The sequence below is a fragment of the Chitinimonas taiwanensis DSM 18899 genome, from assembly GCF_900119825.1.
Taxonomy (GTDB): Bacteria; Pseudomonadota; Gammaproteobacteria; order Burkholderiales; family Chitinimonadaceae; genus Chitinimonas; species Chitinimonas taiwanensis.
In genome coordinates this window covers 279,492-291,853 of sequence record NZ_FPKR01000004.1, presented here as the reverse complement: position 1 = coordinate 291,853, position 12,362 = coordinate 279,492, and the positions used below count along the sequence as shown (strand labels likewise).

General features: G+C 65.1%; 11 protein-coding genes. 3 read left to right on the top strand and 8 right to left on the bottom strand.

All coding sequences use genetic code 11. The features are described from left to right. Positions 1–2: 2 nt before the first annotated feature. Positions 3–629 (top strand): LysE family translocator, encoded by a 627-nt coding sequence (locus tag BT173_RS06855; RefSeq protein WP_072427887.1) that lies wholly within the window; start codon positions 3–5, stop codon positions 627–629. A gap of 4 nt (positions 630–633) precedes the next feature. On the opposite strand, the gene BT173_RS06850 is transcribed toward BT173_RS06855, so the two are convergent. The 8 genes from BT173_RS06850 to lptF all read right to left on the bottom strand — a co-directional run bounded on the left by BT173_RS06850 (position 634) and on the right by lptF (position 10,121). Then, the gene (locus BT173_RS06850; RefSeq protein WP_072427886.1) at positions 634–1,455 is read right to left on the bottom strand and encodes an ABC transporter permease; all 822 of its coding nucleotides are present in this window, start codon (positions 1,453–1,455) and stop codon (positions 634–636) included. Between the two features lie 10 nt (positions 1,456–1,465). Then, entirely contained in the window at positions 1,466–2,722 is a 1,257-nt protein-coding gene (locus BT173_RS06845) for an ABC transporter permease (protein WP_072427885.1), read from the bottom strand. Between the two features lie 108 nt (positions 2,723–2,830). Further along, positions 2,831–3,865 (bottom strand): ABC transporter substrate-binding protein, encoded by a 1,035-nt coding sequence (locus BT173_RS06840; protein WP_072427884.1) that lies wholly within the window; start codon positions 3,863–3,865, stop codon positions 2,831–2,833. Between the two features lie 44 nt (positions 3,866–3,909). After that, positions 3,910–5,010 (bottom strand): ABC transporter ATP-binding protein, encoded by a 1,101-nt coding sequence (locus BT173_RS06835; RefSeq protein ID WP_072427883.1) that lies wholly within the window; start codon positions 5,008–5,010, stop codon positions 3,910–3,912. A gap of 335 nt (positions 5,011–5,345) precedes the next feature. Continuing rightward, entirely contained in the window at positions 5,346–5,978 is a 633-nt protein-coding gene (locus BT173_RS06830) for a response regulator (RefSeq protein WP_072427882.1), read from the bottom strand. After that, entirely contained in the window at positions 5,975–7,936 is a 1,962-nt protein-coding gene (locus BT173_RS06825; RefSeq protein ID WP_084658275.1) for a PAS domain-containing sensor histidine kinase, read from the bottom strand. Before BT173_RS06825 ends, BT173_RS06830 begins: the two co-directional genes overlap by 4 nt. Then, the gene (gene lptG / locus BT173_RS06820) at positions 7,936–9,012 is read right to left on the bottom strand and encodes an LPS export ABC transporter permease LptG (protein WP_072427881.1); all 1,077 of its coding nucleotides are present in this window, start codon (positions 9,010–9,012) and stop codon (positions 7,936–7,938) included. Before lptG ends, BT173_RS06825 begins: the two co-directional genes overlap by 1 nt. After that, positions 9,009–10,121, bottom strand: coding sequence for an LPS export ABC transporter permease LptF (gene lptF, locus BT173_RS06815; protein WP_245794138.1), 1,113 nt, complete (start codon positions 10,119–10,121; stop codon positions 9,009–9,011). Before lptF ends, lptG begins: the two co-directional genes overlap by 4 nt. Positions 10,122–10,275: 154 nt before the next feature. On the opposite strand from lptF, the gene BT173_RS06810 reads away from it, so the two are divergent. Both BT173_RS06810 and BT173_RS06805 read left to right on the top strand, forming a co-directional pair. Beyond that, positions 10,276–11,904 carry a leucyl aminopeptidase gene (locus BT173_RS06810; RefSeq protein WP_072427879.1) on the top strand — a complete coding sequence of 543 codons (1,629 nt, stop codon included), beginning with the start codon at positions 10,276–10,278 and terminating at the stop codon, positions 11,902–11,904. Between the two features lies 1 nt (position 11,905). After that, entirely contained in the window at positions 11,906–12,352 is a 447-nt protein-coding gene (locus tag BT173_RS06805) for a DNA polymerase III subunit chi (protein WP_072427878.1), read from the top strand. Positions 12,353–12,362 lie beyond the last annotated feature (10 nt).

Sequence of the window (12,362 nt, the reverse complement as noted above, 5' to 3'; positions counted from 1 at the left end):
GCATGCTGCTCGATGCGCCGCAGGCGCTGGGCTTTCTTGGCGCGGCGCTGCTGCTGACCCTGGCGCCCGGGCCGGACAATCTGCTGGTGTTGAGCCTCGGCGCCGCGCGCGGTCGTCTGGCCGGCATGCTGTTCGGCCTCGGTTGCGCGCTGGGCTGCCTGAGCCACACCTTACTCGCCATGCTAGGCATCAGCGCCCTGCTGGCCGCCTCACCACTGGCGTTTGGCCTGCTGCGCCTCGCGGGGGGCGCCTATCTGATCTACCTGGGCTGGATGGCCTTGCGCAGCAGCGGCGGTGCAGCGCCACAGGCCAGCCAGTCCGAGGACAGCCTGCGCCAGCTCTTCCTGCGCGGCCTGATCGCGAATGCGATCAACCCCAAGGTCGTGCTGTTCTTTCTGTCCTTCCTGCCGCAGTTCGTGCAGCCCGCGCGTGTCGACGGCACGCTGCAGATCGCGCAGCTAGGCCTCTTGTTCACCCTGCAGGCGGCGCTGCTGTTCAGTCTGCTCGGCTACTTTGCCGGTCAGGTGGGCGAATGGCTGAAAGCCAAACGCCAGCGCGGTCTGTGGCTGGACCGGCTGGCGGGCGGCGTTTTGCTGGCGCTGGGCCTACGGCTCTTGCTGCTGGGCTAGCCGCCTAATCGAGCGCGGTACGCATGCGCTCGGCACGGCCGCGCAGCCACTCCAGCACCAGCAACAACAGGGTGGAGAACACGATCAGGATGGTGGCCACCGCCGCGATGGTCGGGTTGATGTTCTCGCGTATGCCACCAAACATCTGGCGTGGCAGCGTGGCCTGCTCGGGGCCGGCCAGGAAGAGCGTGACTACCACCTCGTCGAAGGAAGTGGCAAACGCGAACAACGCGCCCGAGATCACCCCCGGCGCGATGATGGGTAGGGTGACTTTGAAGAAGGCGGTCAGCGGGTTGGCACCCAGGCTGGCGGCGGCACGGGTCAGGTTGTGGTTGTAGCCGGCCAGGGTGGCGGTCACGGTAATGATCACGAAGGGCACGCCGAGCGCCGCATGCACGAGGATCAGCGCGGTATAGCCATTCACCAGCCCCAGCGGCGCATAGAACAGATAGCTGCCCACGCCGATGATGACCACCGGCACCACCATGGGCGAGATCAGCACGCTTTGCAGCAGGGCCTTGCCGCGGAACTCGGCGCGGGTCAGCCCCACCGAGGCCAGCGTGCCGAGCAGCATCGCGATTATGGTGGCGGCCGGCGCCACGATCAGGCTGTTCTTCAGCGACAGCATCCACTCGGGCGAGTTGAAGAAGGCCGCATACCATTTGAACGAGAAGCCGGTCATCGGGTAGAGCAGGAAGGAGCTCTCATTGAAGGACAGCGGCACGATGATCAGGATGGGCAGTACCAGAAACAGCAGCACCAGCGCGCAGAGGGCGCGATGCAGCCAGAACCAGATGCGCTCGATGGGGGATGCGAATGGGGGCATGCTGTTCTCCTTAACCGAGTTTCAGGCTCTTCGCCCCGACCAACCAGCCGTACACGATATAGAGCAGTAGCGTGGCGATTAAGAGCAGGCCGCCCAGCGCCGTGGCCATGCCCCAGTTCACCGTGCTATTGGTGTAGAAGGCCACGAAATAGCTGACCATCTGGTCGTTCGGGCTGCCCAAGAGCGCCGGGGTGATGTAGTAGCCGATGCACAGGATGAAGACGAGCAACCCACCCGCACCAATGCCGGCCAGGGTCTGCGGAAAGTAGACCCGCCAGAAGGCGGCAAACGGGTGAGAGCCAAGCGAGATCGCCGCGCGCAGATAGCTGGGCGAAATGCCCTTCATCACGCTGTAGATGGGCAGGATCATGAAGGGCAACAGGATGTGCACCATGGCGATGTAAACGCCCAGACGGTTGAACACCAGTTGCAGCGGCGCATCGATCAGCCCCAACCACTGCAGCGCGCCATTGATCAGCCCACCCGACTGCAGCAGCACGATCCAGGCTGCCACGCGCACCAGCACCGAGGTCCAGAACGGCAAGAGCACGCAGATCATCAAGAGATTGGCGCGCCGAGCCGGCAGGCTGGCCATCAGATAGGCGAGCGGATAGGCGATCAGCAGGCAGAGCACGGTGATCACCGCGCTCATCCAAAAGGTGCGCGCGAATACGTCCACATACACGGCCTGGCCGGGGTCGACGCGCGTGATCTCGCCCTGCTCGTCCACATGCCGGTCCAGCGCGGCCAGCAGGTAGAAAGGCGTCGTCGCCTCGGTATTGCGGCGGATCGCCTGCCAATAAACCGGGTCGCCCCAGCGCTCGTCGAGTTCGGTCAAGGCGGTCTTGAAGGCGGCCGGCGCGGGCTCTAGGGGCAGGCGGCGCGCGGTCTTGCCCAGGAGGCTACGGTAGCCGGGTACTTCCATATTCAGGCGCTTGCCGAGGTCGCCCAGGGTCTGCGCCTCGCGCGCGGCGGCCAGGTCATGGGCGACGGCCGCATAGGCCGCTTCCGCCGGCAGGCCGCGCCCATCCCAGCCCTGCAGGGCCGTGACGGTGCGCGGCATGAAGCGCACCACTTCCGGGTTGTCCACGCTCTTGCCCAGGAGGCCGATCAGCGGCAGCACGAACACCGCGGCCAGGAACAGCACCAGGGGCAGGATCAGCGCCAGCGCCTTCAGCTTGCTGGCGCGCTCGGCCCGCGCGAGCTGGCGCTTGAGCGGTAGGCCGTCCTTGCTGAGCAGCGGCGGTTTGGCGGCGAGCGTGGTCATGGCGAGAGTCCGGAATTGAAGAGTTGAGGCGCCGGCCCAGCGCGTGCAGCCGGCGGGCCGGAAGCGGGTCCGCCAGCCCGGCTAGCCGCCGGGCCGTGCGGGCAAGGCTTACTTGGCGGCCCAGGCGTTGAAACGCTGCTCGAGCTGTTCGCCGTAGTCGGCCCAGAAGTTCACATCGATGCCGACCTGATTCTTGATATTGGCCGGCGAGGTGGGCAGATTGGCCGCCACGTCCTTGCCAATCAGCAGATTGGCCTTGGTATTGGTCGGGCCGTAGGCGATGTTCTCGGCATAGACCTTCTGGTTCTCGGCCTTGGAGGCGAAGGCAATGAACTTCATCGCCTGCTCCTTGTTCGGCGAGCCTTTGACGATGGCCCAGGCATCGAAGTCGTAAATGCCACCATCCCAGACGATCTTCAGGTTCTTGCCTTCCTTCTGCGCGGTGGCCACGCGGCCGTTATAGGCCGAGCTCATCACCACATCGCCGGCGGCCAGGTATTGGGGCGGCTGGGCACCTGCTTCCCACCACTGGATATTCGGCTTGAGCTGATCGAGCTTCTTGAAGGCGCGATCCTGACCTGCTGGGGTGGCCAGCACCTTGTAGATATCCTTGGGTGGCACGCCATCGGCCATCAGCGCGAATTCCAGCGTGTACTTGGCGCCCTTGCGCAGGCCGCGCTTACCCGGGTACTTCTTCACATCCCAGAAGTCCTTCCAGCCGCTTGGTGCCGCCTTGAGCTTGTCGGCGTTGTAGGCCAGCACGGTGGACCACACGAAGATACCTACACCGCACGGCGTGACCGCGCCCTTGACGAAGAAGGCCGGGTTGGCGATCTGCTTCATATCGATCTGTTCGTACAGGCCTTCATCACAGCCACGTGCCAGTTCGGGCGATTCGACCTCGACCACGTCCCAGTTCACGCTATTGGTATCCACCATGGCCTTGATCTTGGCCTGCTCGCCGTTGTAATCGCCAGCGACCACATTCACGCCGGTCTTCTTGAACGGCTCGTAAAAGGCTTTCACCTGGGCATCGCGGTTGGCACCGCCAAAGGAGATCACGGTCAGGTCGCGGGCGGAAACCGCCGTGGCGGCCAGACAGGCAAGGACAAGCGGCAAACGGGCAAGGCGTAAGGACTGCATGGTTCTCTACTCCTGATGTTTTTGGCGGGTTGCTGCGGGAAAAATCAATGCGCCTCGGCCGGGTCGAGCGCACGTGCATGCTCGATATCCCAGCCCAGCGGGATCACATCGTTGACCTTGAGTTCGCGGTCCAGGTCGGCAATCGGTTGCTTGACCACGAAGTGGCGCGCACCGGCCACTTCCAGGCGAATACGCACGTGGTCGCCCAGGTAGATGAATTCCTCGACCCGGCCGGTCAGCCGGTTCGCACAGCCCTCGCTGGCGCGATTCAGGCGCACGCGTTCGGGGCGGATGGACAGCGAGACCGCGCTGCCCGCGCCGCCCACCTTCACCGCCAGCGCGTGCAGCATCTCGCCATGCGGCAGACGTACCGCGCAGGTATCGCCATCCTGGCTGTGCAGGGTGCCGGCCAAGCGGTTGTTCTCGCCGATGAAATTGGCCACGAAGGTATTGTTCGGCTGCTCGTACAGCGCGCGCGGATGGTCGATCTGCTGGATCTCGCCCTGGTGGAACACCGCCACCCGGTCGGACATGGTCAGCGCCTCGCTCTGGTCGTGGGTCACGTACACGACGGTCACGCCGAGCTGGGCATGGATATGCTTGATCTCCATCTGCATATGCTCGCGCAGCTGCTTGTCCAGCGCGCCCAGCGGCTCATCCATCAGCACCAGCTGGGGCTGGAACACCAGCGCGCGCGCCAGGGCCACGCGCTGCTGCTGGCCGCCCGACATCTGGCCGGGATAACGGCCGCCGAACTTGTCCAGCTGCACCATGGCCAGCGCCTGCTTGACCTTGCTGCTGATCTCGCCACGCCCCATGCCGCGCACCTTGAGCGGAAAGGCCACGTTCTCGGCCACCGTCATATGCGGGAACAGTGCGTAGTTCTGGAACACCATGCCGATATCGCGCTTATGCGGCGGCACGCGGTCAAGGCGCTTATCACCGAGCCAGATCTCGCCGGCAGTCGGCGTTTCAAAGCCGGCCAGCATCATCAGGCTGGTGGTCTTGCCCGAACCGGACGGCCCAAGCAGGGTCAGGAATTCACCCTTGCGGATATCGAGGTTCAGATCGCGCACGATCAGCGTTTCGCCGTCGTAGCTCTTTTGCACCTTGCGGAAACTGACCAGGGTATCGGTGGCGCTCATGGTGGCGGGCCTGTGCTTAGCAGATGCCCAGATACTGCGCCGCCCGCGCAGGCCGGCCTATAGTCGGCGGCGGATTTTGCTGTGCGGCTAGGCTGACACGGGGTAGGAAAATTCCTACATCGAGGGTGGCTATTGCACCGCGAAGGATGCTGAGGACGCGAAGTCAAAGAAGAATGCTGAAAGCACACCGGTTAGCGGACTAGTGAGTCAGCGTAGTCGAAGTCTTGCACTGCGCTCCTCGCAAGGCAGCGCAATCAGCCAGGCCTACTCCGCGTCCTCGGCATCCTCTGCGGTGATGAACAAAACTGTCCCCGCTCAGCCCGCCCAGGCCGAAGTCAGTCGAGCAGCTTGTGCTCAATCGCGTAGCGGACCAGCTCGGCAGTGGAACCGAGGCCGAGTTTTTGCAGCAGGCGCAGCTTGTGGGTGCTCACCGTCTTGGCACTGATGGCCAGATGCTGGCCGATCTCGTTCACGCCCTCGCCCTGGGCCAAGCGCAGGAAGATCTGGAACTCGCGCTCGGACAGATGCGCATGCGGTGGTTGGCCGTCGCCGAGGCCGACTTCGAACACCATGCGGTCGGCCAGTTGCGGGTCGATATAGCGGCCGCCGGCCGCCAGCTTGCGTATCGCCGCAATCAGCAGGGCCGGGTCGCTAGCCTTGGTCGCATAGCCGGCGGCGCCCAGCTTGAGCGCCCGCGCCGCCATCTGTGCCTCGTCATGCATGGACAGCACCAAGATGGCCGGCGGCTGGGCCAGAGCCAGGATGCGCGGCAGCGCTTCCAGGCCGCTCAGGCCAGGCATGGACAGATCGAGCAGCAGCACATCGCAGGGCGTGGCGCGCAAGGCATCCAGCAGGCGCTCGCCATTCATGGCCTCGCCCACCACCTGCATATCTCCGCTCAGCTGCACCAGCTGCTTGACCCCTTCACGCACGATGGGATGGTCTTCCGCGATCAGGACTCGAATCATGGCTGCTCTCTGACGGTGTGGAGCGGCAAGCGTACCGTGACATCGGTACCCTCGCCCTGGTGGCTTTCCAGCATGCATTCGCCGCCTATCGCCATCGCCCGCTCGCGCATGCCGATCAGGCCGAAGGAGCTTGGACGGCTGGCATCCAGCCGGAAGCCACGCCCATCATCCTCGATGGCCAGGAACAGCGTGTCCTTGTCCACGGTCAGGTCGATGCGCACGGTTTCCGCCTCTGCATGCCGGGCGATATTGGTTAGCGCCTCCTGGGCGATGCGGAATAACGCGATCTCCACCTTGTCGCCGAGCGCCGGCAACTGGCCATGCACGCTGAGCACGGTGGGCAGGCCATAGCGCTCCTCGAAGCGGCGCGCCAGCCAGTCGAGCGCGGCGGGCAAGCCGGCATTCAGCACCGGCGGGCGCAGCTCGCTGGCAATACTGCGCACGATCTGGAACGTCTGGTCGATCAGCGACTGCATGCGGGCAATCCGTTCGCGCACCAGCGCGGGCTCGCTGCCGGCCACCAGGCCGGCCATGCTGGCCTCCAGGCGCAGGCCGGTCAGCACCTGGCCCAGTTCGTCGTGCACCTCGCGCGCGATGCGGGCTTTCTCTTCCTCACGCACGGTGTCGAGATGGGCGGCCAGCTCGCGCAGGCTGGCCTCGCTCGCCTCCAGCGCGTGGCGTGCACGGCGCCGCTCGGTGGCGTCGTTGACGAAGGCCACCAGGTATTCGGTGTCGCGGTAGCGCAGATAGGACAGGCGCACATCCACCGGCAGCGCGCTGCCATCGGCACAGATATGCGCGGCCTCGTATTCGGCCGCACCATGCTGTTTGACGCGGTGCCAGCAGGCCAGCCAGCCATCCACATCCAGGCTGGCATCCAGCTGGCGTATGCCCAGGCCGAGCAGGCCACCGGGCGGATAGCCATGCATGCGCAGCGCCGCCTCGTTCGCATAGCGGATGCGCCCGTCCCAACTCAGCCACAGCACACCCACCGTATTGCGGTCGAGCGAGAGCTGAGTCAGCTGCAGCGCCGCCTCGGCCGACTCGCGCAGCTCAAGCTCGCGCTGCACGCGGCGCAGTTCAACCACCAGGCGGCGCTGCAGCCGCAGCTGCCAAGCCAGCCAGCACGCACATGCCAAGGCCAGCAGCAGTAACAGCAGGCTGGCATTGCGCCAGAAACCCAGCTGGGCCCACGGTGCACTGGCCGGCGGACGCAACCAGCGTTGCTGCAGGCCGGCCAGGGCGCTGGGCGGAATGCGTGCCAGCGCGGCGTCGATCTCCCGCCCCAATGCCGGTCGGTCGGCCCGGCTGGCCACGCGCAGCATCAGCGTGTAACCGGCATCACCAATCAGCTCCAGATCAAGATAATCGCCGCGCCCGACCAGCGCACGCGCACGGGGCAGATCGATCAGCGCCACATCGGCGCGGCCGCGCACCACCTGATCAAGTGCAGCACGCTCGCTGGGCAGGTCGGCCACGCGCGGCAGGGCCGGGTAGTTCTCGGCCACGAAGCGGCGTAGCGGGCCGCTATCGCGCAGCGCCACCACATAGCCGAGCGACAGCTCATCCAGGCTGCTGACGCGAAAGCCGCGCCGCGCCACCAGCTTGATCGGCACGCGCACCGCGGGTTCGCTGAACTGGAAATCGCGCAGGCCTTCCGGGGTCTGCGCGAGCAGCGGGATCAGATCGAGCTGGCCGGCCTGGCGGGCGGCCAGCAGTGCCGCCTCGCTGTCATACACCTGCCAGCTGATCGGCCGCCCCATGGCCTGGCCGAGCAGCTCACCGAGTTCGATGGCGGCGCCAGTCAGCCGGCTGCCGCTGGCTTCACGCTGTACATAGGGAGGGTCGAGCAGTACGCCGGCACGCAGGGCATCGGCGGCCCAGGCTGGGCAGAGCAACAAGAGCAGGCAGCAGAGGCGCAGGGCAAGCGGCATGGTCAGCAGCGCCTGCCCGCGCATCAGCGACGTTCCTGGCGCCAGAGCAGATAGATAGCCAGGGAAAGAAAGAGTGTGGACGGCAGGCTGGCAGCCAGGAGCGGCGGCCAGTCGTAGAGCAGGCCCATATGGCCGACCAGCTTATTGATGAAGTAGAAACCCAGGCCGAGCATGATGCCGACGAAGAGCTTGATGCCTATGCCTCCCGCGCGGCGCTGGGTCTGGGCAAACGGCAGTGCAATCACCAGCATGGCGAGGCAGGCGAGCGGATAGACCAGCTTGGTCCATAGCGCGATCTCGTAGCGGCGCGTCTGCTGCTGGTTGCGCTTCAGGTGGTCGATATAGTCGAGCAGGGTGACCACCGACATCTGCTCGGGCGCGATCAACAGCACCGCCAGCGTGTCCGGGGTCAGCACCGAGCGCCACAGGAAGGTATCGAGTTTCTCCACCCGCACCTGGCCCGCTTCGAAATGGGTGGCAGTGATATCGCTGAGCAGCCAGGCGCCTTCCTTGGGCTGCCAGACGCCACGCTGCGCCTGGCCCTGCAGGCTGAGGCGGCGCTTGGCATCGAACTGGTAGACATTGATATCGCGCAGGGTCTGGTCAGGCAGTACCTCGCGCACATTCACGAAGCTGCCATCGTCCTTCATCCAGAAACCGGAGCGGAAGTCCTGGGTTACCAGCTGGCCCTTGGCGGCCAGGCGCAGCTGGGTGGCGGCACGCTCGGCGCGTGGCGCTAGATATTCGCCGGCCAGCAGGGTCAGCGCGGCAAAACCGAGGCCGGCAATGCCGAGTATGCCCAGCATGCGCTGCACCGACAGGCCACCGACGCGCATCACGGTCAGCTCGGAATGCTGGTTGAGCATGGACAGCGCGAACAGGCCACCGATCAGCACCGCGATCGGCATCAGCTCATACGCATGGCCGGGCGTGAGCAGCAGCACATAGCCGAGCAGCTTGAGAAAGGTGTAACCGCCCTTGCCCAGCGAGCCGAGCTCGCCGATCAGGTCGAAAAAGAGGAACAGACCCAAGAGGGCCGCCAGCACGAAGAAGCTGGTGCGCAGCACTTCGGCAATCAGGTAGCGGGCTAGCGTCTTCATGTGCGCGCCTTCGAACGCCAGCGGAATAGCGCATAGGCAATGCCGCCAACCACCAGGTGCACCGGCCAGATGCCTATCCAGCTCGGCAGACGACCGGCCGCGATCCAGCTCTGGCCGAGATTGATCAGGTTCAGATAGATCGAGAACAGCAGCACGGCGATTAGCAGATTGAAGGTGCGCCCCACACGCGGGTTCACATAGGCGAGCGGCACGGCCACCAGGGCCAAGAGGATGGCCGAGATCGGAATCGCGATCCGCCAGGCCAGCTCGCCCTGCTCTTCCGGATCAGCGCTGCCCAGCAGGGCCAAGGTGGTCTTGGCCTCGGTGGCGGTGCCCACCGTGCGCCGATCGCCCTCCTCCACGCGCACGCGTGCTTCGGCGAACTCGATCACGCGGTAGTCAGCCTGACCTTGCACACCGTCATAGCGGCGGCCGTTCTGCAACACCAGGATGCGTTCGCCATCCGGGTGGCTCATCAGATAACCCTGCTCGGCAATCGTCACGGTCTGGCGCTCGCCCTCGCGCGACTGCACGAAGATATTGCGCGCCGCACCACCGTCACCGGAGAAGTTCTCGATGAAATACACGCGGTCGGCGCGCGAGGATTCCTTGAACATGCCGGGTGCCAGCGCCGACATATCGTCGCGAGTGGCCAACTGCTCGCGGTATTCGCGGCTCTTTTGCTTGGCCCAGGGCGTCATGCCCAGGCTGAGCGAGGCAGACAAGAGGGCCATCGGCACCGCGAAGATCAGCACCGGGCGCACCCAGGCGGTCAGCGGCTGGCCGGCGGCAAACCAGATATCCATCTCGCGGTCGCGCCAGGCGCGGGTCAGCGTCATCAGCACGGTGATGAACACGGTGAGCGAGAGCAGCCAGGGCACGATGCCGAGCAGCACAAAGCCGAGCAGCGCGGCAATCGCCTCGGAGGCTACCCGGCCACCGGCTGCGAGCCCGAGCAGCTTGGCGCCACGCGTGACCACCACAATGGCCAGCAGCACGAAGAACACCCCGGCTGCCATGCTGGTGAATTCACGCAATAAGCTGCGCTCGAACAGGCGTTCGGACGGTAAACAGAAGGACAGGAAGGGGAATTTGCGGGATAACGACAAGGCGCGCTTTGACTTTTACCGGTTGAGTTCGGAAAATCGCAGACGTTTTCCGGGTTTCCGCGCCGTGGCCACAAGCGGCGGCGCGAGTTCACAACGCAGGCGGTGTGCTTTCAATCCCGAAAGCGACCGAGCCGCGATCTTACAGGAGTCCTCCGTGGAAATCATTGCCAAGGCCGTGAGCGCCGACAAACACAAGGCCGCCGTGCTGGCCCTTTCCGTACACGATGGCAAGCTGGGCAGCGCCGGCACCGTCGCGGACAAGGCTGCCGCCGGCCACCTGGCCGCCGTCCTCAAGCTGGGCGACCTGGAAGCCAAGGCCGGCAGCAGCGTACTGCTGCACAAGGTGCCGGGCATTGCCGCCGAGCGCGTGCTGCTGGTCAGCGTTGGCAAGAGCGACAAGGATTTCCGCGATGCGGCCCGTGCCGCCGTCAAGGCTGCCGCCGCCGTCGGTGGCGAGCTGGCGATTGCCTTTGATGGCAAGGACGCCGCCTTCGTGGCCGAAGAGATCGCCACCGCCGCTTTCGACGCGACTTATAAGTACGACACCACCAAGTCCAAGAAGAGCGACAAGGCCGGCATCAGCAAGATCAGCCTCTTGGTCGCCAAGGCCGACGAAGCAGCAGCCAAGGCTGCCATCGTGGCCGGTGCCGCACTCGGCCAGGGCATGAATGTGGCCAAGCAGCTGGGCAATCTGCCGCCCAACTACTGCACGCCTACCCATCTGGCCGAAACCGCCAAGGACATCGCCAAGCAGTTCGGCATGAAGGCCGAGATCTTCGATCGTCCGGCCATCGAGAAGGAAGGCATGCTGTCCTTCGTGTCGGTGACCAAGGGTTCGACCGAGCCGATGAAGCTGATCGTGCTCAAGCACGAGGGCGGCAAAAAGGGCGACAAGCCGGTCGTGCTGGTTGGCAAGGGCCTGACCTTCGACTCGGGCGGCATCAGCCTCAAGCCCGGTGCGAATATGGATGAGATGAAGTACGACATGATGGGCGCCGGCTCGGTGCTGGGCACCATGCATGCAATTGGTGCTGCCAAGCTGCCGCTCAATGTCTACGCCATCATCGGCAGCTGCGAAAACATGCCGGCCGGCAATGCCAGCAAGCCGGGCGATGTGGTCACCACCAAGCTGGGCCTGACGGTAGAAATCCTCAACACCGACGCTGAAGGCCGTCTGGTGCTGTGCGACCTGTTGACCTATGCCGAACGCTTCGAACCGGCTGCCGTGGTCGATGTGGCCACCCTGACTGGCGCCTGCGTGGTGGCCCTGGGCAACCACACCAGCGGTCTGTATGCAAACAAGGACGAGCTGGCCCAGGAACTGGCCCGCGCGGGCGATGTGGCGGGCGACCGCGCCTGGCACATGCCGATGGGCGAGGAATACCATGAGCAGCTGAAGTCGAACTTTGCGGATCTGGCCAATATCGGCGGCCCTGGCGGCGGTTCGATTACCGCAGCCTGCTTCCTGTCGCGCTTCGCCGAGAAGTACGACTGGGCCCACCTCGACATCGCCGGCACCGCCTGGAAGTCGGGCGCAGCCAAGGGTGCCACCGGTCGTCCGGTGCCGCTGCTGACTCAGTTCCTGCGTCAGCGCGCTGCCCAGGCACCGGCTGCCAAGGCCGCACCGGCCAAGGCTGCTGCCGCGAAGCCAGCTGCGAAGGCCGTGGCTGCCAAACCCGCCGTCAAGACAAGCAGCAAGACCGCCGCAGCCAAACCTGCTGCCAAGGTTGTTGCCAAGGCAGCTAGCAAGCCGGCCGCCAAGCCTGCAGCCAAGAAGAAGTAAGATGTCACAGCCAGTGGCGAGCTTCTATTTCAATGTGGCCAACCGCGAGCAGGCGCTATGCCAGCTGCTGGGGAAGGCCGTGAAGCGTAAGCTCGCCATCGGCGTGATGACGGAGTCGGAAACAGCCAGCCGGGTCATTGACCGGCTGCTGTGGGAGATCCCGCCCACCGGCTTCGTCCCCCACTGCCTGGCCGAAGATGCCTGTGCCGCCGATACCCCGGCGCTGATCGACCACCGCCTGGATAAATTATTGCCACGCGATGTGCTGTTCAACTGGACCGCACGCATGGTGCCTATCGACCCACGCCTGCAGCGGGTGATAGAAATCGTGGCCCATGACGATGAACCCGGCCGGCAAGCCGCGCGCCAGCGCGTTGCGCAATATAAGCAGGCCGGCTATGAAGTGGAGTACACGGATATGGCCAAGCTGGCCCAAGGCGGTGCGTGATGGCCGATGA